The 20961-nt window shown below is 68.2% G+C and carries 21 protein-coding genes and 1 pseudogene; 10 read left to right on the forward strand and 12 right to left on the reverse strand.

Features of this window, described 5'->3' with window-relative positions; translation table 11 throughout:
• Window positions 1-112 precede the first annotated feature (112 nt).
• Both ACFWYM_RS29735 and ACFWYM_RS29740 read left to right on the forward strand, forming a co-directional pair.
• Entirely contained in the window at window positions 113-442 is a 330-nt protein-coding gene (locus tag ACFWYM_RS29735) for a winged helix-turn-helix domain-containing protein (protein ID WP_384844127.1), read from the forward strand.
• 115 nt (window positions 443-557) lie between these two features.
• Complete coding sequence (locus ACFWYM_RS29740; RefSeq protein ID WP_384843987.1) at window positions 558-815, forward strand: hypothetical protein; 258 nt, start codon at window positions 558-560, stop codon at window positions 813-815.
• A 581-nt stretch (window positions 816-1396) separates the two neighbouring features.
• On the opposite strand, the gene ACFWYM_RS29745 is transcribed toward ACFWYM_RS29740, so the two are convergent.
• The 4 genes and pseudogenes from ACFWYM_RS29745 to ACFWYM_RS29760 all read right to left on the reverse strand — a co-directional run.
• The gene (locus tag ACFWYM_RS29745; protein WP_384844130.1) at window positions 1397-1879 is read right to left on the reverse strand and encodes a CBS domain-containing protein; all 483 of its coding nucleotides are present in this window, start codon (window positions 1877-1879) and stop codon (window positions 1397-1399) included.
• A 135-nt stretch (window positions 1880-2014) separates the two neighbouring features.
• Entirely contained in the window at window positions 2015-3445 is a 1431-nt protein-coding gene (locus ACFWYM_RS29750) for a flotillin family protein (protein ID WP_384843989.1), read from the reverse strand.
• A gap of 90 nt (window positions 3446-3535) precedes the next feature.
• Window positions 3536-4051, reverse strand: coding sequence for a hypothetical protein (locus ACFWYM_RS29755; protein ID WP_384843992.1), 516 nt, complete (start codon window positions 4049-4051; stop codon window positions 3536-3538).
• A 138-nt stretch (window positions 4052-4189) separates the two neighbouring features.
• Window positions 4190-4624: pseudogene (locus tag ACFWYM_RS29760) on the reverse strand (potassium transporter TrkA); the annotation flags it as partial.
• On the opposite strand from ACFWYM_RS29760, the gene ACFWYM_RS29765 reads away from it, so the two are divergent.
• On the forward strand, window positions 4545-5138 hold the full coding sequence (locus tag ACFWYM_RS29765) for a hypothetical protein (protein WP_384843995.1): 594 nt from the start codon (window positions 4545-4547) through the stop codon (window positions 5136-5138). The pseudogene ACFWYM_RS29760 and the gene ACFWYM_RS29765 sit on opposite strands and share 80 nt — an antisense overlap.
• 62 nt (window positions 5139-5200) lie before the next feature.
• Here the strand turns inward: ACFWYM_RS29765 and ACFWYM_RS29770 are convergent, their stop codons facing one another.
• The 5 genes from ACFWYM_RS29770 to ACFWYM_RS29790 form a co-directional block, all read right to left on the reverse strand.
• Window positions 5201-5416 carry a hypothetical protein gene (locus tag ACFWYM_RS29770; RefSeq protein ID WP_384843998.1) on the reverse strand — a complete coding sequence of 72 codons (216 nt, stop codon included), beginning with the start codon at window positions 5414-5416 and terminating at the stop codon, window positions 5201-5203.
• A gap of 172 nt (window positions 5417-5588) precedes the next feature.
• Window positions 5589-6887, reverse strand: coding sequence for an SLC13 family permease (locus ACFWYM_RS29775; protein ID WP_384844001.1), 1299 nt, complete (start codon window positions 6885-6887; stop codon window positions 5589-5591).
• Window positions 6884-8152: a cation:proton antiporter gene (locus tag ACFWYM_RS29780; protein ID WP_384844004.1), complete on the reverse strand. Its 1269-nt coding sequence runs from the start codon at window positions 8150-8152 to the stop codon at window positions 6884-6886. Before ACFWYM_RS29780 ends, ACFWYM_RS29775 begins: the two co-directional genes overlap by 4 nt.
• A gap of 264 nt (window positions 8153-8416) precedes the next feature.
• Window positions 8417-8794: a GNAT family N-acetyltransferase gene (locus tag ACFWYM_RS29785; protein ID WP_384844007.1), complete on the reverse strand. Its 378-nt coding sequence runs from the start codon at window positions 8792-8794 to the stop codon at window positions 8417-8419.
• Between the two features lie 53 nt (window positions 8795-8847).
• Complete coding sequence (locus ACFWYM_RS29790; protein WP_384844010.1) at window positions 8848-9018, reverse strand: hypothetical protein; 171 nt, start codon at window positions 9016-9018, stop codon at window positions 8848-8850.
• A 599-nt stretch (window positions 9019-9617) separates the two neighbouring features.
• On the opposite strand from ACFWYM_RS29790, the gene ACFWYM_RS29795 reads away from it, so the two are divergent.
• Window positions 9618-10685: a PucR family transcriptional regulator gene (locus ACFWYM_RS29795; protein ID WP_384844013.1), complete on the forward strand. Its 1068-nt coding sequence runs from the start codon at window positions 9618-9620 to the stop codon at window positions 10683-10685.
• A 122-nt stretch (window positions 10686-10807) separates the two neighbouring features.
• Window positions 10808-11425, forward strand: a complete 618-nt coding sequence (locus tag ACFWYM_RS29800) for a hypothetical protein (protein ID WP_384844016.1) — start codon at window positions 10808-10810, stop codon at window positions 11423-11425.
• Between the two features lie 277 nt (window positions 11426-11702).
• On the opposite strand, the gene fabG is transcribed toward ACFWYM_RS29800, so the two are convergent.
• Window positions 11703-12500 carry a 3-oxoacyl-ACP reductase FabG gene (fabG, locus tag ACFWYM_RS29805; protein ID WP_384844019.1) on the reverse strand — a complete coding sequence of 266 codons (798 nt, stop codon included), beginning with the start codon at window positions 12498-12500 and terminating at the stop codon, window positions 11703-11705.
• A 105-nt stretch (window positions 12501-12605) separates the two neighbouring features.
• Window positions 12606-14003, reverse strand: coding sequence for a cation:proton antiporter (locus ACFWYM_RS29810; protein WP_384844022.1), 1398 nt, complete (start codon window positions 14001-14003; stop codon window positions 12606-12608).
• Between the two features lie 474 nt (window positions 14004-14477).
• Between ACFWYM_RS29810 and ACFWYM_RS29815 the strand changes: the two genes are divergently transcribed.
• The 5 genes from ACFWYM_RS29815 (at window position 14478) to ACFWYM_RS29835 (ending at window position 19897) form a co-directional block, all read left to right on the forward strand.
• Complete coding sequence (locus ACFWYM_RS29815; RefSeq protein ID WP_384844024.1) at window positions 14478-15320, forward strand: BTAD domain-containing putative transcriptional regulator; 843 nt, start codon at window positions 14478-14480, stop codon at window positions 15318-15320.
• 107 nt (window positions 15321-15427) lie between these two features.
• Window positions 15428-16546: an MFS transporter gene (locus ACFWYM_RS29820; protein WP_384844027.1), complete on the forward strand. Its 1119-nt coding sequence runs from the start codon at window positions 15428-15430 to the stop codon at window positions 16544-16546.
• A 124-nt stretch (window positions 16547-16670) separates the two neighbouring features.
• Window positions 16671-17333, forward strand: coding sequence for a 4'-phosphopantetheinyl transferase family protein (locus tag ACFWYM_RS29825; RefSeq protein WP_384844030.1), 663 nt, complete (start codon window positions 16671-16673; stop codon window positions 17331-17333).
• A gap of 43 nt (window positions 17334-17376) precedes the next feature.
• A complete protein-coding gene (locus tag ACFWYM_RS29830) occupies window positions 17377-19395 on the forward strand; it encodes an acetoacetate--CoA ligase (protein ID WP_384844033.1) in 2019 nt (672 codons plus the stop codon).
• A gap of 10 nt (window positions 19396-19405) precedes the next feature.
• A complete protein-coding gene (locus ACFWYM_RS29835) occupies window positions 19406-19897 on the forward strand; it encodes a MaoC family dehydratase (RefSeq protein WP_384844036.1) in 492 nt (163 codons plus the stop codon).
• Between the two features lie 27 nt (window positions 19898-19924).
• Here the strand turns inward: ACFWYM_RS29835 and ACFWYM_RS29840 are convergent, their stop codons facing one another.
• On the reverse strand, window positions 19925-20941 hold the full coding sequence (locus ACFWYM_RS29840; protein ID WP_384844039.1) for a zinc-binding dehydrogenase: 1017 nt from the start codon (window positions 20939-20941) through the stop codon (window positions 19925-19927).
• Window positions 20942-20961 lie beyond the last annotated feature (20 nt).

The following is a 20961-nucleotide window of genomic DNA, read 5'->3' on the forward strand; positions in this document are numbered from 1 at the left end:
GAGAGGCCCCGCACCCGCACGCCTCAGTCACACATGACCGGACGACACCATGCACACCTTCGATGACGAATGCCCGCCAACAGCGCGCTGCAACCAGCAACGGCGGAGCGACATGGTCGCCGATCAGGTGCTCGCGCTCATCACCCACGGGCACTACGCGGCCGGTAGCCGAATCCCCAGCGAGAACTCACTCATGAAGCAGTACGCCGTGTCGCGTACCACGGTCCGCACGGCGCTCGCGCGACTACGAGAGGAGGGCTACGTCGAGCCCCGACGCGGTTCCGGCGTCTTCGTACGCCGAGCCGAAAGAGTGGGGGTTCCAGCAGACGATCCGCACGCCGCCGCAGTCATTCTTGCGAGCCGACTCACAGACGAGGCGCTCACGACACTGACCACGGCTCTGGCTCGATTCGCGAAGTCGCCCAGGCCAGGGCAGCCCTGACCGTTTCACTCCAGAAAGCTGTGGCCGAGCAGTCAGCCTCCGCCCGGCCTCAACAACTCAGCGAGTTCGCAGCTCGCCTCGAACGGATCCCTCTCACTCTCCATCGGGACACGCCGTGAATTCTACCGACCGCACCTCCGAACAGCCTTCCCGCGCCTCAGGCCACTTCTGCGAGACTCCCCTGCCTCAGCTGATCTCCGAACTCAACGTCAAGGTCGTCGAGTTGGACCTGCAGGGCACCGGCTTCTGCGGCTTTGCCGCAGTCAGGCAGGACGGACAGCTCATCTTGGCCATGCCCACCAGACAACCGGCACACATCCAGAACTCCCTGGCGCGCCAGCTGTTGCAGAGCGTGCTGCAAGGACGCCACTGAGTGCCCCATAACCTTTTGCGAGGTGGCCAAGGCTCCCAGTACAGCACTGCGGGCCCACTCCACAGGGCGATGGCAATGTCAGTGTGGTCTTGTAGGTGTGCAGGTCACGGCGCTGTGACGATGTCTGGTGGGTGCGTGCTGCACACCACGAGGCCCCGTTGTGCAGGTGCCCCCTCGACGGTGGAAGACTGGCGGCACATCGAGGCTCCGTTGAGCGAGGGCAACTTATCTATCTGCTGGCCCGGTACACCGGGCCTTGAGCGCGAGACTGCTGGCGATGCCGAGGCCCCGAGGGGCGTTGCTGCATGACAGAAGTCGTCAGGCTCCCCTGCCCTGTTGGCCGACAACGATCCGAGGATCACACACCGGGGACGAGACATCCTGCGGCGAAAGACCGCACCTCGGCTCCTTTCAGCGATGCGCGGCGCCGGTGTCAGTGGCGGTGGCGCGCGGCTTCGCGGAGGCGTTGGCCGGCTGACGCTTCGGCGTGCTCCGCAGCATCAACTTTCACTCCACACGGCGCTGGCGCGCCGCGTGCTTCGCCGCCGCGCTGCTGGGCTGTCTGTCGGGGGCGCCCTGCGTCACGCCGAGGGGGTGTCCAACGTCCCCGCCACACCCAGGAGTTCCTGCAGCAGATGGGATGCGGTGATGACGCCGACCAGGTGCGTACCGTCCTTGGCCCACTCGGCGACCGCCACCAGAGGACTGCGCACCTGCGCCATCAGCGCCGCGACTTCGAGCGCGGTGTCGTCCGGGGCCGCGATGGGGGGCGGGGTCGCCTTGCTGGAGAGGCACTCTCCAACGGTGCGGCCCTTGAGGACGTGGCAGAGCCGGTCGGCGTGCCGCTCGTCGACGACCGCCGCGAGCGTCGGGTCCTCTATGACGTACGTGGGGACGATCATCTTGACCAGCTGGGAGGCCGGCAGGATCGCCTTGGGCTCGCCCTTGCCGTCCAGGACGAGGAGGCCGGGCAGCTTCTGCTCGGCCATCAGTCGGGCCGCCGCCATGGCGTCGCTGTCGACACTCACCGATTCGTATTCGATCGCCAGATCCCGTGCGCGCACGACCCGCTCCTCGCCTGGTGGAGAGTTCCTGTCCTCAGCGTCGTACGCGACCGTGACGCGGGCCAGTTCATTGACGCGAAAGATACGCGGCGGCCCGCACAGTGTGCGGGCCGCCATGCGGAGAGTGTGTCGGCTTCAGCCGGTAATCTTGATCTGCCCGTTGTCCGGTGCCGTTGCGGGCGCCGGGTCCGACGGTTCGCCTCCGCCAGTGATGTTCTTGAGGAGTGCGGGGAGGTCGACTCCCGTGGTGGAGTTGAGCAGTTCGACGCCCTGGGCGACGTTGTCGGCGACCGTGCGGGAGAGCCGGCTTGCCCCGTCCGTGGAGATCACCGTCATCTTGTCCACGGCGGACAGCGGCTCCGACGCCTTGGCCACGACCTGCGGCAGCACCTCGACGAGCATCTGCAGGACGGCGGCGTCCCCATACTGCGCGAAGGCGTCGGCCTTCTTCTGCATCGCCTCGGCCTCGGCCGAGCCCTTGGCCCCGATCGCGGCGGCTTCCGCCTCGCCCTCGATCCGTACGGCCTCGGCGAGCGCCGCCCGGTGCGCCTTCTCGCCCTCACCGGTGAGGCGCGAGCGCTCGGCGTCCGCCTCGGCCTGCTTGACCAGGCCGATGCGGCGGGCCTCGGCCTCCTGCTCGGCCTGGTAGCGGGCGGCGTCGGCGGGCTTGCGGATCTTGGTGTCCAACTCGCGGTCCGTCAGGGCCGCTTGGCGCTCGGCCACCTTCTCCTGCTCGGTCAGCACGTCCTGGCTGCGGGCGGCCTCGGCGAGCGGTCCCGCCGCGTTGGCCTGGGCGGCGGCTTGGTCCGTCTCGGCCTTGATCTCGGCCTGCTTGAGCGCGAACGTCCGCTGGGCGACCGCGATCTCCTCCTCGGCTTTGAGACGGGCCTGCTCGGAGGCGCGGCGTGCGACGGCCTCGGCGATGTCGGCCTCCTGCTTGGCGCGGGCCGCCTCCGGGCGCCCCAGGTCCTCCAGGTAGGAGCCCTCGGTGGTGATGTCCTGGATCTGGAAGGCGTCCAGGACCAGGCCCTGCCCAGACAGCGAGGCTTCGGCCTCCTCGGCGACCTGGCCGGCGAACGCCGCCCGGTCACGGATGATGTCCTCCACCGACATACGGCCCACGATGGAGCGCAGCGCTCCGGACAGGACCTCCTGTGTGAAGCCCACGATGCCGTCCTGCTGCATCAGGAAGCGCTGAGCCGCGGCGCGGATGGAGTCCTCGGTGCCGCCGACCTTGACGATCGCGACGCCTTCGAGGTGCGCCTTGACGCCCCTCAGCGTGACCGCACCACGTACGGCGATGGGGATGTGACGGGAGGAGAGGTCGAGCGTGAACCTCTGCTGGACGAAGGGGACGACGAACACGCCGCCGCCGACAACGACCTTCTGGCCGCTGTTGTCGGTGAAGATCCGTCCGGTCTCAGGGTCCGTGGACTTCTTGCCGCGCCGGCCGGTGATGATGAACGCCTCGCTGGGCCCGGCGACCTTGTAGCGGGTGATGACGACGAGCGCCAGGAGCACGAGGAGTACGACGACCCCGGTGACGGCTATGACGACTGGACTCATGATGGATTCCCCCTCTGCCTCCCGGAAGGACGCAGTTGGTTCAGTGATCGGTGTGCGGTTGAGTGGCTTGGTGGTCGATGGGTGGGACCGTCAGCGTTCGACGGAGCGCACCGCGACCGAGGTGGGTGAGAGCACTTCGTCGACCCAGACGTCGGCTCCTCGGGCAAGCGCCACCTCGCTCTTCGCCGCGAACTTCATCGGCTGACCCGCCAGTTGGAGAAGAACCTCTCCGTACCCGTCGGCCGGGATGGCGGTGACGACGTTGCCCGACGTACCCACGAGGTCGTCGCCGCGCGGTGTCGGAGCCGTCTGGTCCCGGATCAGGGCGCGGCTGAGTTTCCATGTCAGCCAGCCCGCCGCGGCACCAGCACCCGCTCCGACGGTGGTGGCAGGCCCGGCGCCGAGCCCGGTGGTGCCGAGCACGATGGCACCGCCGAAGCCGAGCATCGACACGAAGCCCGCGATGACCGGCAGCGACAGGAGGCCGTCGAACAGTCCGTCCAGCACATCGACGCCGCCGAAGAGCCCTTCGAGCACTCCGTCGAAGATCAGGGAGAGCAGCAGCAGGACGACACCTGTGATGCCGAGACCGAGAAACAAGGCCACCGCGGACACCTCCCTCGACTTGACTCTCACCTCGGTGGGTGAGGATCGTCGCACGCGGTGGCCGCCTCGCACATTGCCGTTCTCCGGCAATCTTTACGCGTCTTTAATGCCTGCATGTTCGCTGCGGCCCATCTCCCGCTACGACCCGGCCCGGCCACCTCTGAGCTGTGGTTGGCGGCCGAGGAGTTCGGCGAGGCCCTGTCGCGTCGCGGCGAGGACCACGCGGTCGGTGGGGCGCAGCACGTAGCCGGGGTCCAGGTTCCAGACCAGGCCGGGTGGATGCGCGGGGTCGTCTTCCGCCGGAGAGGCGGCGAGGTCGGGCAGCCGTTCGTCGGGGGCCGTGGAGTCGACTGCGAGCACACGCCAAGCGCCGGCCCGGAACGACTCGGCGACCGTTCGCTCCTCCAGTTGTGGGTGACCGGCGACGTCGAGGGCGGCGAAGAGCAGCACCTTGCGCTCGACGGGGATCGCACCGAGGACCCGGCGGCCCATCATGGCCCCGGCGAAAGCCGGCGCGGCGAGTGTGGAGACGCTGCGGCTGCGGGTGAGGGCGCGGGAGTGGGCGGCACGCAGGCATGGGCGCGGTGGATTTTGGCTGCTTCAGGCGGACGGGGTGCAGCTCGTCGACTCCGGGGTGGCCACGGCGCCGGACCCCGAGGCGGTGCGGCTCGGGCCCGACGACGTGCCGGAGATGCTGAACCTGGTCGCGCGCACCCGGCCGGGCCCGTTCCTCGAGAGCGAGGGCGGCGGCCTCCCGCACCCCGGCCTCGATCAGGGTGCTCTCGTCGGCTTCCGCTGCCTCCAGGACGCGGGGAGCGCGCGCGGAGGCCGCCCCGTCGACGCTGTCCGCCGCTCCGGCGGCCCGCACCATGGCGGCCTGCATCCGGCCGAGCAGGGCCGCGGCCCGGGCCCGGGCCGCCGGCCCGCCGCGGGCACCGTCGGCCGCACGGACGGTGGGCACGATGGCCGTGACCCGCTCGCCGTACACGGAGCGCAGCTCCGCGGCGAGCCGCTCGGCAAGCGCGTCGTCACCGCACACGACCATGTGGCCCTGGGGCAGCGGGTGTTGGGCCTGCTGGGGCAGTGAGGACATGGTCCCTGAAGTGCTCCCGTTCCGTGGCAGGTTCCGCCCGTTCCAGTTCACCCTGGTCACGGGCGCAACCTGTCGCCGAAGGGCGTCGTGGAATGACGAACGGCACCCGCTCCGTACGTCGTGCGGTCGGTACGCGCCTGAGCGCGCCGCTGCTGCTCGATGAGCAGGCCGTCCGCGTTCTCCGTACGCCTGTTGCCTCGGCGCAGCAGGACCACGATAAGGAGCATCGCCACGGCCGCCAGCAGGCCGAAAGGGATCAAGAGGCTGAGCACGGCTGTTTCCTCCGCATGCTGTCGATGGTTCTACTGGTCGTCGGTACGGGCACCGGCCGCGAGCAGCAGCGCGGCGAAGGCGGTCCAGCCACATCGCCATGTACCGACCCGTGTCCCGGGCCGGGCCCCGGTCTGTCGGCTCATCGGGGCGACATGCCGTGGATAACCGCCGTCAGGCCAGGACGAAGTAGCGCAGCCACACGTACAGGGCCGAGGTGGCCACGGTGACAGCGGTGACGACGAGGCCGTACTTGGTGAACTGCCAGAAGGAGATGGGCTGTCGGTTGCGTTCGGCGATACCGAGGACGACGACGTTGGCGCTGGCGCCGATCGCGGTGGCGTTGCCGCCGAGGTCGGCGCCGAGGGCGAGGGCCCACCACATGACGTGGCCCCCGGCGCCACCCATGTCGTGGACGAGGTCAGCGGTGATGGGCGCCATGGTGGCCACGTACGGGATGTTGTCGACGATGCCCGAAAGGACGGACGAGCCACCCAGCAAGACCATGGAGCCACCGAGTTCGCTGCCGCCGATGACCTCCGCAAGGGCCTTGGAGATCTCACCGATGACGCCGGTCTCGATCAGCCCGCCGATCATGACGAACAAGCCCGCGAAGAAGGCCAGGGTCGGCCACTCGACCTCGCCGAGCACCTCACCGGTCTCCACCGTGGAGACAGCGATGAGCAGGCCCGCCCCCAACAGAGCGACGACGCTGGGCTCGTAGTGCAGCACGGGGTGGAGCACGAACCCGACGACGACGAGAGAGAGGACCACGAGCCCCTGAACGAGCAGGCGGGGGTTCTTGATGGCCTCGCGCTCCTCCAGGGACATGACCTCGTCGGCTCGCTCCTCGTCGTACACGAACGCCTTGCGGAACATCACCCGGCACAGCAGCACCAGGACGACGGTCAACACGGCTGACAGCGGGGCGAGATGGACCAGGAAGTCGTTGAAGGTCAGGCCCGCGCGGCTGGCGATGATGATGTTCGGCGGGTCACCGACCAGGGTGGCCGCGCCGCCGATGTTGGACGCGAACACCTCGGCGATCAGGAACGGCGCCACGGGGAGCGAGAGCCGCTCGCACACCAGGAGTGTGACTGGAGCGATGAGCAGCACAGTCGTGACGTTGTCGAGGAGCGCCGATGCCAGCGCTGTGATGACGATGAGCATCACCATCACACGGAATGGTTTCGCACGGGCCCGCTTGACCGCCCAGATCGCCAAGTACTCGAACATGCCGGTCTTCTTGAGCACACCGACGATCATCATCATGCCCATGAGCAGGAAGATGACGTTCCAGTCGATGCCGGACTCCTCGGAGTAGAAGGCCGACGTGTCGTCCGTCGCTCCGATCGCCAGCATCAGGCCGGCGCCGCCGAGCGCCGCGGCGACCCGGTGGATCTTCTCGCTGATGATCAGCGCGTACGCCCCGACGAAAACGGCGATCGCTGCCCAGCTGTGCCAGTCGTTCACAGTCCTCCGGCCTCTTCGGTGAGTCGTCTCGTCAAGCGGGTCCTCCCGCCGTCGTGGTCGTGGTCGCGAACGGCAGGGCCCTCCGGCACGCCGACGAGGTCCTGGACGTCGAAGAGCCGTGAAATAGGCACGTCGGTGCTGCTGCGCGCGATGATCGAGAAGGCGATGCAGACGGCGATGAGTGTGTACGCCTGTTCGCCCTGTGGAATCCCGGCCTGCAGCACCAACAGTCCGTACACCACCGAGGCGAATCCCTTGGGCCCGAACCAGGCCGCCACCAGCTTCTCCTTGCGCTCGAAGCGCGTGCCGAGCAGGGAGAGCACCAGCGACACGGGCCGGATCAGCACGATGGACAGGATCACGGCGATGTACCCGCCGAAGGACAGGTCCCCGAAGAGGCTCGGTGTCAGGAGCGCGCCGAACACCAACAGGGCCGCGAACTTGGCGAGTTCCGCAAGCGCCTCGCCCAGCGGTTCGAACGCCTCCTTCGCCTCCACCGAGCATGCTGTGAGTACCGCGCCGGCGGAGAAGGCAGCAAGGTAGGGGTTGGCGTGTGTCAGATGGCAGATGGCGTACAGGATGACGCCGATCGCGAGGGGCAGCAGCGGCTGGAGCTTGGGTTCGGCGCCGAGGTGGCGAAAGCGGGCAAGTGCGATGACCGCCTTCGGCAGGATGACACCGAAGGCCAGGCCGAGGACCAGTTCCAGGCCGATCTTCGACAGGGACGCCTCAGCGTGGCCCGAGGTGGGGCCTGCCGCCGCGATGAGAACCAGAACGACCGGGAGTGCGAGCCCGTCGTTGATGCCGCTCTCCACATTCAGCAACTGTCGTAGCTTCGCCGGAACTTCCTTGCGGCCGACGATCGCCGAGGCGAACACCGGGTCCGTGGGCGCGAGGACCGCGCCGACAAGGAAGGACGTCGTCCAGTCCAGGCCGACGAGGTAGTGCGTGACCAGGGCCATGCCGATGAACGCGAGCGGCATGCCGAGGCCGAGCGCACGCGCCGGGTTCTTCCAGTTGGCGCGCAGCTTCGGGAAGGAGACGTGCATGCCGTCCGTGAACAGCACCGCGAACAGGGCGAGATCGGCCGTCACGGACACGATCTCGCTGTCCGGCGTGATGTGGATGAGCCCGAGGAAGCCGTCGCTGACGAGTGCGCCACCGATCAGGAAGAGGAAGGAGGTGGAGAGCACGGTGCGGGCCGCCAGGCCGGACAGCAACACCGCGATGAGCAGGGCCACTCCGAATACCGCGATGAGCACCATGGCCGTAATCCCCGTTCGGCGAAGAGACTTGCAGCAAGACCGCCGACCAGGCTTCCCGGCACACCGCGGGGAACCCTACATGTTCTTTACGCGGCGTTGACAGGTTCTTGATGGGCATTCAGGCGGATACGAGACTGCCGGATCCCGGCAGGGAGACTTGTTCGCGACACCCGCCCTCGTCGCCTCCGCGAGGCTGCACACGACGAGGCCGAACTTCACCGGCCCCGGAAGCAGAACGGGAAAACCGTCGGCCGTCAGCCGCCCTCACCCGGCACACCGGCACCACCCCGCCCGTACCGCACCGCGCCAGTGGGGCCACCGGAGTGAGAACGATCCACTCGACCTCGCCACCGGGAAGGCGCACTCCATCTCGTCACCCATCGCGGCGAAGAACGCCCGCCCGCTCGCGGACTGCTGCGAGGTCTCCCACACGTGGCCGGGCGCCCGCTCCATGGCCAGGTGCAGGGCATCCCGGGCCAGGCCCTGCCCCTGCAGCGACGGGGCGACCCAGACCGTGTCGATCCGGCCCGTACAGCACGCGTCGCAGACTCGGTACTCGACGAGGCCGACGAGTACCCCACGTTCGTCCTCGGCCGCCACTCGTCTCGTACCGCCGGGCTTCGCCGGCTCCAGTCGGCGCATGCGGACAGTCGGCGCACCCCGGCGTCGGCCGCCGTGTCCGGGCAGTCCCCACATCACACGATCTCGCCGCCACTGCTGCGCAGGGCCCGATCCAGGCCGATCCTGCGCATCGTGGACCGTGCTCTGTCGTCGGCGTGAGTGAACACCGGCCGGGCGCCGACCGCGCGGGCGGCGGCAAGGCCCCGGAAGAAGGCGACGCAGCCCTCAGCACTGAGATACGTCACTCTCCGTAGCTCCGCCTCGAACGGCCGGGCGGACGGCCGTTGGGGCCAGAAGTTGGGCATCCAGGGCTCCGGGGCAGGGGGAAGCGACCGCCGACCAGACTTCCCGGCACACCTGGCAATGAGGCTATAGGCGGGACGAGAGAGGCGCCTACCGCCCGGTGCTCGCCGATGAGCACGACAAGCGGGGTCGGATTCCAGCGTCAGTGGTCGCCCTTCGGCATTAAGAGAGCGTCAAGACTGCCGGATCCCGGCAGTGCGACACGATGTGGATCCGCGACATGATGACAGCGGCAGAAACGGGGGCGAGATCTCGGTGCCGGGCCCCGCTACGGGTGTCCGGCACCGAGGCAACGGCGGCAAGGGCGAAGAGCCTCGGACGTCGCCAAACTGTGAGCAGGAGCTGCGCACACGTGTTGGCGGCGCCCCGATACCCCCCGTCGGGCTGCCCCCTCCGGTCCCACATGGCAGAAGGCTCAAGGGCCCCGTGCACCGAGCCGCGCGAACTGCCGCTCTCCGGCAACCCACCGACCCCGCCGCCTGCCTTCACCCCGACTTGCGCTAAGAAGGCGTTATCAGCACATCAAGAACCGGGGGCAGGCGTGGCGGCGGCGATAGAGCGGGACATACCCGAGGAGTACTTGGACGGGTACGTCGGCATCCTCGCCGACGCCTGCGCTACCGGGCGCCGACTGACCCGCGATGAACTCGACTCCCGGCGCGCGCTCGGAGAGCTCGCGGCCGACGCGGGCCTGGGCTTGCGCGCCCTGGTCGCCGCACACCTGGCCTCGACCCGCGCGCACCTGCCCGGCGCCGACGCGGACACCGACAGCGTGCTCGCCGTGGCCGCGCAGGCCGTCGACGCGTTCGCCGAGGGCTACGAGCGGGCCCAGCGCCACGCCGTGCGCCAAGAGGAGGTGGCGAGGCGGGAGTTCATCGACGACCTCCTCTACGGCCGCAGCGACCTGGGCCAGCTGGCCGAACGTGCCGAACGGTTCGGCCTGCGCCTCTCCTACGAGCACGCGGTCGCAGTGGCGCAGGGCGAGAACGCGTACGAGGAGAGCGACCCGGCTCCCCGCGAGGTCGAGCGCGCCCTGATCGCCCGCTTCGGCGACCGCAGCATCCTACTCACCACCAAGGACGGCCGCCTGGTCTGTATCGCCCCCGGCGACCAGACCGACGTCCTCACCTTCTTCGCCAAACAGGCCCACGCCGCCACCGACGGCGGCCGGGTCGCCATCGGCCGCCCCCAGCCGGGCCCCGGTGGCGTCGTCCACTCCTACGAGGAAGCCTTGAACGCCCTCGACCTGGCCCAGCGACTGGATCTGGACGCTCCCGTCCTGCACGCCGCCGACCTGCTCGTCTACCCCGTCCTCACCCGAGACCGCCAGGCCATGGCCGACCTCGTCAGCAGTACCCTCGGCCCGCTGCAGAGAGCCCGCGGCGGCGCCCAGCCCCTCATCGACACCCTCACCGCGTTCTTCGACGCGGGGTGCGTCGCCACCGAGGCCGCCCGCCGCCTGACGCTGAGCGTGCGCGCCTTCACATACCGCCTGGACCGCATCCACCAGCTCACCGGAGCCGACCCGTCCGATCCCGTCCAGCGCTACACGCTGCAGACCGCGGTGATCGGCGCCCGGCTTCTGGACTGGCCAACGCAGCAGTTCTGAGACGGATGCAACTACTCCCGCGAGAGTAGCTCAAAGACACGTCGCCCGCCTGATGCCCCCGCCCCTCTCCCGCAGACATCGTCAGGTGAACTCAACGAACCGGCACGGGAGGCGAGTTCACGGTGCTGCTGATCGACGTCTACGTACCCCAAGGCATCTTCGGCGAACAGGAGCGGCAGGCGCTCGGGCGGCGGCTGATCGACGCGGTGATGGTCGAGGACGACAGCCACGCGATCGAGGTCCTCGACGCCGAGCGGCGCCTGGTGCAGGTCCTTGTCCACGAGCCCGCCGGGTGGGTGCTGGGGCAGCGGCCCGAGGCCGATCCGGCGGACCTGCCACGCTACTTCGTACGGGTGAGCGTTCCTGCGCCGTGGCGCAAGGAGGTGAGCACCCACCTTGTGCACACGCTCACCGTCGTACTGGCACAGACCGAGGCCGCCGCCAGGCGCGACCCGGAACGGTTGCGCCGTGAACCGCACGCCCTCGTCCACATCGTCGGGATCTCCGAAGGCAGCATCGGAATCTACGGAAGGTCCGTGGGCGCCCGGGAAGTGGAAGAGCAGGTCACGCGGCCCTACCGGGATGCCGTCGCCCGGGGCGCGGTACTGCAGGCCCCGGAGGGCAAGCTGATCGATCCGGTGTGCGGAATGACGGTGGGACGGGGCCACGCTCACGCTGGAGCACCAGGGGGCCGTGGTCGGGTTCTGTTCCGCCTCCTGTCGCCGCTTCTTCGCGGATGAGCACGGAGTGGCGTTGCGCGACAGGTGACCCGGGGCGAGGCGCGCGGTGGGGGCGCCGCGTCGAGGTCAGGACGTGTGCCGGCGAGAGGGAGGGCGCCGGGGCAAGGCGGCTCTCCTCGTAGCGCCGCAACACCGCCGGTGCCCGGCCGCCCTGAGCAGGCCCCGGCGTTTTCCCGGAGCAGGGTCGCCGAGTGCAGATTCCGAGGGATCGAGACGTACGGTCCCTCGGAGTCCGCGCGGCCGCCGTGCCCGCCACGGAACGGCGGCCGCGCGTACGTCACAGGGCGGCGCCGCCGTCCACGCGGATCACCTGACCTGTGATGTACTCCGCCCGGTCCGAGAGCAGGTAGGAGACCAGTTCCGCGACGTCCTCCGGGCGCCCGAACCGCTTGAGCGGGATGCGCTCCAACATCTTGTCCCGCATCGGCTCGGGGATGTCCTCCATCATCTGTGTCTCCGTTATCCCCGGAGCGACCACGTTGACCCGGACGCCGTGGGCCGCGACTTCCCGCGCGAGCGACTTGCTCATGCCGATGATGCCCGCCTTGCTGGCGGCGTAGTTGCTCATCGTCACGAAGCCGCTCAGGGCAACGATGGACGAGATGTTGACGCAGGTGCCGGACTTGCGCCGCAGAAAGCGGTACAGGACTGACTGGCACACGTTCCACATGCCGGTGAGGTTGGTGTCGATGACGTCGTCCCAAGACTCGCCGGCCAGCAAGGGCATGGGGCCGTTCTTGGTGATTCCGGCGTTGTTCACCAGCGCCGTGATGGGGCCCAGCTCGCTCTCGGCATGAGCCACCATCTCCTCGACGGCGTCGCGGTCGCGCACGTCGCACTCCATGAACAGCGCGCGGGCGCCCAGGGATTCGACCTCCTCCAGGGTCTCCCGCGCCTCCTTGCTCTCGGACCGGTAGCAGCCGATGACGTCATACCCCTCCGTGGCTAGCTTCAGGGCTATGCTCCGGCCGATCCCCCGGGCCGCCCCCGTGACGAGGGCGCGGCGCCGGGTCTCCTGCTCACCTTTCGTGTCGTGAGTGGTGTGCGGTCCGGCCCCAGCGATGTCGTTGGACAAGATCTCTCCCCAGGTGGCTTCACTGTGGCACCCCAGGAAAGCATCAGGCCATAAAGGGCCACTTAAGCCTCCGAGTGATAGCCCGGCATCGGTGCGCTGCCCTGCTCAGGAGGCTGCGTCGGCCGCCATCTCTCGCGGTTCCGGCTGGCCGTCCTGAGGCGTGGCCGAGGTATCGGAGGCGCTGGGCATGAGGCGCCCTTCAGCCGTTGGCGGCATGGCCAGCCGGTAGAGCGGCACGGCTGCGGCTGTGGTCACCACCGCGACGAGCACCAGGATCGAGAAGACGTCCTGGGAGATGATGCGCTGGCTCAGGCCGATGTTGATGAAGATCAGGATCATCAGGCCCCTCGCATTCATGAGTCCGCCCACCGCCCAGGACTCGCGCCAGGAGAAGCCCACCGCCCGCATCGCGAGCCCGCAGCCAACGTACTTGCCGACGAATCCGGCGACCAGCAAGGTCGCGAGGGCAAGCAGCATGGTGGCCCCGGCCACCCCGCCGAGCTTGGTGTTGAGCCCGGAGAACGCGAAGAAGATCGGCAGCAGGAAGACGCTGACGAAGTCCATCATCTTGCCGTGCAGGGCCTCACGGAAAGCGGCGTCTCGCGGCATCGCGAGCCCTGCGACGAACCCGCCGAAGACCGAGTAGATGCCTATGCGGTCCGTGAACCAGCCGGCTCCGAGGACCACGAATGCCACGATGTACATCTGGCCGAGCGTGAGGCTCTTCGTCTGCGCCACCCGTGCTCCGACAGGGCGTAGCAGACGCGCGACGCCGAAGAGCATCACGGCGGTGAAGACTCCGGCCAACAGGATGCTCTGGAGTGCGCTCATCGCGCCCGAGCCTGCGTGCACGGCGGACAGCACCGCGAGGAAGCACCAGGCGGCCACGTCGTCGATGGAGGCAGCGACCAGTGTCAGCTTGCCCAACGGCGAGTTCTCCAGGCCCCGTTCGTACAGGATGCGGGCGAGCATCGGGAACGCCGTGAGGGACAGTGCGCCGCCAATGAAGAGGGCGAATTCCATGCGGGAGACGTCGTCCCTGGAGAGCTGCGAGTACCACAGCAGTCCCGCTGCGGCACCGAGCACCAGTGAGGGAACTATGCCGGACAGGGCCAACAGCGTCGCGTGCCGCCCCTGAACTCCACTGCTCTCGCTGACCGTTCCCTCTGCATGATCGCTCTTCTTGCTCGTCTTTCCGTGATCGAGTCCCGCACCCACCAGGAACATGTAGAGGGTGAGTCCGATGGTACTCAGCACATAGAGGATCGGTTTTACGTCCGAGGGGAAGAGCGACTTCTGCACCCCGGGAAAAAGGAGCCCCAGAAGCGTGGGTCCGAGAAGTACACCGGCTACCATTTCTCCGAGCACTCGCGGCTGCCTGACCATGAGGGCCAGTTTCCCGCAGAGCGCGGACGCGGCAAGAATGGCGAGTATTGCGGGCAGCACTTTGAGGGTGAGTTCGAGATTAGGGTCACTTGGAGAATAGAAGGCGAGATGTCGCACAGCACCCCTTAACTGACTCGTCGGATACGCTGCACGAGCCTGCCATTCGACGCTGAAGGGCCGCCTAAATTTCCCCTAAGCGACGGACGGCCTCTTGCCAGCCTTCACGCCACCACGAGGCCGCACGTACGGATACTCTCCCCTAAAGCCGCCCATAAGGACGACTTAACTGCGACCGTGCCGTCTGACGTGCGGACCGGCGCCGTCACCTGCTCCACTTTGCGAAGATTTGATCTACCGCCGAGTAGTAGCGTCCGATTCCCGAACCCGTACGCAGTCATGCATGACAGCAGCAGGAATTTTTCTTTCCTTGTGCACATGAATGTCGTGACATAGATAGATTTAAGGTCCAGCTAAAGTTTCGACTATACATCACGACCTTCAAGCCGGAATCACCCGGGCGACTCCGTTTACCTTTAAAGGGCTTGACGCCGCGCGGACGTACATCCATGATTCATTTCGCTTGTCGCACCGATGTTCGATCCAGACGGGTACGCCTTCGGGATTTCAAATGGAGGGCATGTGAGATTTAGAATTCTGGGCCCTATCGACGTGGAAAATGACCTCGGCGAAAAGGTCACCCCGCAGGCACTCAAAATCCGGTCGCTCTTGGCCCTGTTCTGTATGCATGCCGGCCACGTGGTCTCCCCGTCACGGCTCATCAGCGCCCTGTGGGCCGGGACACCGCCGAGGACCGCGTCCACAGCACTCCAGGTCTATGTCTCCAAGCTGCGCGGGCAGTTCACCCGGGCAGGTGCAAGCCCCGCTCTCATCACCACCACGTCGTCCGGCTACATGATGCGGCTCGACGAGCACACCCTCGACCTCACCCTTTTCGAATCCAACGCGGTCAAGATCCAACAAGCTATGGACGCCGACCGCACCCAGGACGCTGCCCGACTTCTCTCCGAGTCGCTCACCCTCTGGCGGGGCACCGCACTCGCCGACGTACGCACCACTCCCGCCCTGGACGGCTTCGCCCAGCAGTTGGACGAGCGACGCAATGCCCTGCACGAACAGCGACTCACCCTGGAACTTCGGCTCGGCCGCCACACGCAGCTCCTCGGCGAGCTCTATGGCCTTACGCAAGAACACCCCATGTGGGAGAACATCCATGCCTGCCTGATGATCGCCCTCTACCGCAGCGGTCGCATACCCGAGTGTCTGGCGGCGTACCAGCGCATCCGCCAGACACTCCACGACGAGCTGGGCATGGAACCCTGCAACCGGCTGCGCAATCTGCATCGGGCGATCCTCGCCCGCGAGCCGTGGCTGGACGACCACAGCCGGTTGCTGTCCTCGGCGTACGCCTCGTGAACATCGCTGGGCAGCGAGGCCCTGGGCGGCCTCAGACCTCAGAGCGGCGCGACCGGCAGGGGCGCGGCGGCCGTCTTTCCTTCGCAGCTTCCGCCTACATCCTCTTCGTGCTGACGGTCGGCACCAACATACCGACCCCCCTGTACGCCCGCTACCAAAGCGAGTTCGGGTTCTCCCCGCTCGTGGTCACCCTCGTCTTCGCCGTGTACGCCGGCACTCTGATCCCCACGGCCATGTTCGCCGGAGCACTGACCGACAGCGTCGGGTACCGCCGCGTGGCCGGCCCGGCCGTCGCCCTCGCGGCGATCGCGGCCGTCCTCTTCTGCTGCGCCGACGGCGTGGCCTGGCTCTTCGCGGCTCGCGCACTGCAGGGCATCTCGGTCGGCGCGGCCTCCGGGGCGCTCTCCGCCGCCCTGGTGGAGACGGAGCCATCGGGAGACCGAGCACGCGCTTCCATGCTCGCCGCCGCCACGATCACGGGCGGTGGTGGCATCGGCCCGGTGCTTGCCGGATTCCTCGGTGAGCACGCGCCGCTGCCCCTACTCCTGACCTATCTCGTGGAACTCGCCCTGCTCGCCCTGGCGGCGGTAGCCGTTACCCAGCTGCCCAGGAGGGCACGTCGCGGCATCTGGCGATTCCACCCACCCCGCATCCCGGTCCCCCTGCGGCGGCGCTTCGCGCTGGCTTCGGCTGTGAGCGTTCTGGGGTGGGCCGTGGTCGCGCTCTTCCTCGCCATGGTCCCGTCGTACGCCACAGCCATCCTGCACCGCCACGACCTCTTGCTCGCCGGGACGGCAGCGGGCATGTTCCTGCTGTTCGCCGCGGGAACGCAGTACGCGGTGGCACGCACGGGCATCGCCGGGCGGCCGACCGCGGGGCTGCTGCTGCTCACCGCCGGCCTCGGGATGCTGGCGGGCGCCGGAGGCACCCGCTCGCTGTGGCTCTTTCTCGCCGCCGCCGCGTGCGGCGGGGCGGGTCAAGGAATCACGTTCAAGGCGGCGCTGGCCAGAGTGAACGAGGTGGCGCCGCCTGAGTCCCGCGCCGAGGTCCTCTCCGCCTTCTACATGATCACGTACCTCGGAGTCGGGCTGCCCGTCATCGGCGTCGGCTTCCTTGCCGCAGCCACCGATCTCCTCACCGCCGTCGTCACCTTCTCGGCGGTGACAACCCCGGCCTGCGTCCTTGTCGCCGCCAAGGCTCGCGCCACCTGGGCCGACACCGTTTAAGAGAAGGTAAGTGCCGTTTAAGCGGCCGTCGTTAAGGTCCACCGAGATCACACGCACATCACACCGACTGATCCCCGCGCCGCCCGCTGTACCGGGACGCACCAGCCGAACGAGGCGATCGCCCGTGGACACCATCAGCCGCGACCCCCAACTGCTCGGCGAGTACCATCCTTTCGGCCACCCGGTGAAGGTGTGGGCTGCACAGGCTCCGCTCCCGCATGCTGCGAGCTTCACGGCGTACGCGGCGGAACTGGCCTCGGACGAACGCGCACAGCTCGCGCGCATCGCCACCGGCGCCGCGCGCGCCCGATTCATGACCGGACGCGCGCTGGCTCGGCGGGTACTCGCTCGCGAGCTCCGGACGCCGGCGTCACACATCCGCTTCGCGGCCACCGAGACAGGACGGCCGTTCGTGACCGAACCACCGTGTCCTGGGCTCGACTTCAACCTCTCGCACTCCGGGCGACTGACGCTGCTCGCCGTCACCTGGAGGGGCCGGGTGGGTATCGACGTCGAACAGACCACAGTGGAGCGGGACTTCGCCGGAGTGGCGGCGGGCTTCTTCTCTCCAGCCGAGTACGAGCAGTGGTCCACGGCCGACACCGCGGACAGGACCGTCCTTTGGTACCGCACATGGACCCGTCGTGAGGCGTATGTGAAAGCCACCGGCTTCGGGCTGCGCGACATCGGCGACGACCATCACGGCCGCGGCTCGGCCTGGATCGACATCCCCCTGGCCCCGGCGCCCGGCCATGTCGGCTGCGTCGTGCTGCTCAACCGTCACTGACCTCCCGGAACTTCACTCCGTTCGACGTTCGAGGTGAACACACATGACGCCCGACACCCCGCTGTGGTCCCCGCCGCATGACGTGCTCGACCGCTCTCGTATCGGCGACTACCTGTGTTGGCTCGACCGACACCGCGGGCTCCGGTTCAACGGCTACGCGGACTTGTGGCAGTGGTCGGTGAGCGACTTGGACGCCTTCTGGTCATCGCTGTGGGAGTACTTCGAAGTCACTCCGAAGACCCCTGCTCCCGCGTTCGTCGACGCGCCCGCCATGGCGGACGTCCAGTGGTTCCCAGGTGCTCGGCTCAACTACGCCCGGCGCGTCCTGAGCATGCCGGGCGTCGAAGGCTCGGCTCCCATGGTGATCGGGCACTCGCAGACGCGAGAGCCCGTCGTGCTCAGCGCCGACGAGCTCCGCGACCAGGTCGCGCGCGCCCAGCGCGGTCTCCGCGGTCTCGGGGTCGGGCGCGGCGACCGGGTGGCCGCCTATCTGCCGAACATCCCCGAGGCCCTGGTGCTCCTGCTTGCCTGTGCGGGCCTGGGCGCCGTCTTCTCGTCGTGCGCCCCGGAGTTCGGTGCCCGTTCCGTACAGGACCGCTGGAGCCAGATCGCACCGAAGGTCCTGGTGACCGTCATGGGCTACCGCTCCGGTGACCGGCTCGTCGACCGCGCGCCGGAGGTCGAGGCGATTCGCGCGGCCCTGCCGAGTCTGCGGCACACGGTGACCGTCCCGTACGCGGGTTCTGACGCGGGCTCCGACATGTCCTGGGGCGAACTGCTCGCCGAGACGGGTGAACTCGCCTTTGAGGAGGTCGAGTTCAGCCATCCGCTCTACGTGCTGTACTCGTCGGGGACGACAGGGCTGCCCAAGCCCATCGTGCATGGCCACGGCGGCATCCTGCTGGAGCATCTGAAAATGCTGGCGCTGCACCACGACCTGGGCCCCGGAGACCGGTTCCTGTGGTTCAGCACCACGGGCTGGATGATGTGGAACTACCTCGTCTCCGGACTCGCCGTGGGCAGCGCGGTGGTGCTCTTCGACGGCAACCCGACGCACCCCGACTTCGGCGCCCTGTGGCGCCTGGTCGCGGAATCCGGAACGACGTACTTCGGCACATCGGCGCCGTATCTGATGGCCTGCCGCAAGGCCGGGATCACCCCCTGGCAGGACCTGGACCTCTCGCGGCTGCGCGGCATCGGGTCGACCGGCGCTCCGCTGCCCGCCGAGGGGTTCCGCTGGGTGTACGAGGCGTCGGCCGACAGTGGGGCACCTGCCCCGCTGCTCACGTCGTTGTCGGGCGGCACCGACGTGTGCACCGGCTTCGTCGGCGGAGTTCCGCTGCTCCCCGTCATCGAGGGCGAGATCAGCTGCCGTTGCCTCGGAGCGAGCATCGAGGCGTACGGCCCCGACGGGCAGCCCGTCACCGGCGAGACCGGGGAGCTCGTGGTGACCCGGCCGATGCCGAGCATGCCCGTAGCCCTGTGGGGAGATGCCGATGGATCGCGGCGTCATGCCTCGTACTTCGCCAGATTCCCCGGGGTGTGGCATCACGGCGACTGGATCAGCGTGACCGACCGGGGCACCTGTGTGATCAGTGGTCGCTCGGACGCGACGCTCAAGCGCGGCGGGGTGCGCCTGGGCACCGCCGAGTTCTACACAGTGGTGGAGGAACTCGACGACGTCGCCGACTCCTTGGTCGTGCACGTGGAAGGGGCGGCGGCCGGAGTCGACAAGCTGATGCTCTTCGTCGAGCTGCGGGGTGACACCAGCCTCGACGCCCGGCTGCGCGAACGGATCAGCCACGCGCTGCGCACCGAGCTCTCGGAGCACCATGTCCCGGACCACGTCGTGCACGTCCCAGCCATCCCCCGCACACTGTCGGGCAAGAAGTTGGAGGTCCCGGTCAAACGCATCCTCGCCGGTGCGGAGCCGGAACTCGTGGCGGCACAGGGTGCCTTGGCCAATCCCGGCTCACTCGCGGCCTTCGAGGCGGCAGCGGTCCGCTACCGTACGCATGATCGTGCACGACGGCTCGCCGAACCGAGCCGTGGAACCGCGTGAGAGGGGACCCATGACAACGACCACCCCGGCCACCACCGACAACTTCACCGCCCCCATCGAAGACCGGTATTTCGAGGACTACGTACCGGGCACGGTGCACGTCTTCGGCAGCATCACCCTCACCGAGCAGGAGATCCTCGAGTTCGCCCACCGCTTCGACACCCAGAGCTTCCACACGGATCCCGAGGCGGCGCAGGCCGGGCCGTTTCAGGGACTGATCGCAAGCGGGTGGCACACCACGGCCGTGATGATGCGCCTGTACGCGGACCACTACCTCAGCAAGGTCGCCTCCCTCGCATCCCCCGGCGTCGACGAAGTGCGCTGGCAGCGTCCGGTGCGGCCGGACGACACGCTGTCGGTCCGGGCCACGGTCACCGGGGCCCGCGTCTCCCGCTCCAAGCCGGACCGCGGTCTGGTCCATACCGATGTTGAAGTGCTCAACCAACACGGCGAGACGGTCCTGACGATGACCATCATGAACATGCTGCGGCGCAGGCCGTAGCAGCAACTACGGCCTGCGCGCGGGCTGTTACGCGAACGTCAGCACGATCTTCCCGATGTGCCGTCCGCTCATCATCGTGCGGAACGCCCGATCAGCTCGTGACACCGGGAACGGCGTGTAGGGCAACGCTTCCAAGGTGCCGGAGGCGAACAACGGCGCCAGTTCCGCCAGGAGTTCGCCAATGAGGGCCGGACAACGGTCGACCAGCAGTCTGAGGTCGACGCTGTGCATGCTGAGGCTGTTACGGAAGGGGCCAAGTCCCAGCGCGGCATCGGCCATGATGTCGCGTTTCCCGATCTCGACGAACCTCCCACGGACCCGGAGCAGTTCCAGACTTCTGCGCAGCAGCTCTCCGGTGAGGGAGTTGAGGACGACGTCGACGCCCTCGCCACCCGTGGCTGCCAGTGTCTCGTCACCGAACTTCACACTGTGGGAGTCCATGACGTGCTGGACTCCCTGTTCGTGCAGGTATGTTCGCTTGTCCGCGGTCCCGACCGTCGCGAACACCTCGGCTCCCCGGAGTTTCGCGACAGCCAGTGCCGCCGTACCCACTCCGCCGGCGGCGGAGTGGATGAGGAGCCGCTCCCCGCGGCGGAGGTCGGCCATGCGGACCAGGCCGTACCAGGCGGTGAGGAACGCGACGGGCACCGTGGCAGCCTGCGCGAAGTCCAGGTGATCGGGCAGGGACATGACCGCTGCCGCCGGTACATTGACCTCGGATGCGAAGGCTCCCTCCGCCACGGCAGCGACCCGGTCGCCGATCCGGAACGCGGTTACGTCCGGTCCGATCGCGGTGACGACGCCGGCGCACTCCAGTCCGGGCCGGGGTGCGTCTTCGAAGTACGACGCGGACAGGCCCATCGCCGTCAGTACGTCAGGGAAGTTGAGCCCTGCGGCAAACACCTGGATGGTCACCTCGCCTAGGCGCGGCGGTTCCGACTCGGCTGCGGCCAGCTCGAAAACCAGCTCGCCGGGGCCGCGTTGACGCAGTTCTACGCGGGCGGCCCGGCGGCTGTCGGCCGCGGTCGAATACAGGTGCTCCATGAACCCTCCTGGGAAACGGC

The sequence above is a fragment of the Streptomyces sp. NPDC059009 genome (genome assembly GCF_042740175.1).
Classification (GTDB): Bacteria; Actinomycetota; Actinomycetes; order Streptomycetales; family Streptomycetaceae; genus Streptomyces.

Coding starts and splice junctions, on each gene's coding strand:
- ACFWYM_RS29815 (WP_384844024.1), top strand. CDS start 14,478: ATGTTCGATCCAGACGGGTACGCCTTCGGGATTTCAAATGGAGGGCAT.
- ACFWYM_RS29785 (WP_384844007.1), bottom strand. CDS start 8,794: ATGCGCCGACTGGAGCCGGCGAAGCCCGGCGGTACGAGACGAGTGGCG.
- ACFWYM_RS29840 (WP_384844039.1), bottom strand. CDS start 20,941: ATGGAGCACCTGTATTCGACCGCGGCCGACAGCCGCCGGGCCGCCCGC.
- ACFWYM_RS29780 (WP_384844004.1), bottom strand. CDS start 8,152: ATGGTGCTCATCGCGGTATTCGGAGTGGCCCTGCTCATCGCGGTGTTG.
- ACFWYM_RS29835 (WP_384844036.1), top strand. CDS start 19,406: ATGACAACGACCACCCCGGCCACCACCGACAACTTCACCGCCCCCATC.
- ACFWYM_RS29765 (WP_384843995.1), top strand. CDS start 4,545: ATGGCCCCGGCGAAAGCCGGCGCGGCGAGTGTGGAGACGCTGCGGCTG.
- ACFWYM_RS29830 (WP_384844033.1), top strand. CDS start 17,377: ATGACGCCCGACACCCCGCTGTGGTCCCCGCCGCATGACGTGCTCGAC.
- ACFWYM_RS29735 (WP_384844127.1), top strand. CDS start 113: ATGGTCGCCGATCAGGTGCTCGCGCTCATCACCCACGGGCACTACGCG.
- ACFWYM_RS29750 (WP_384843989.1), bottom strand. CDS start 3,445: ATGAGTCCAGTCGTCATAGCCGTCACCGGGGTCGTCGTACTCCTCGTG.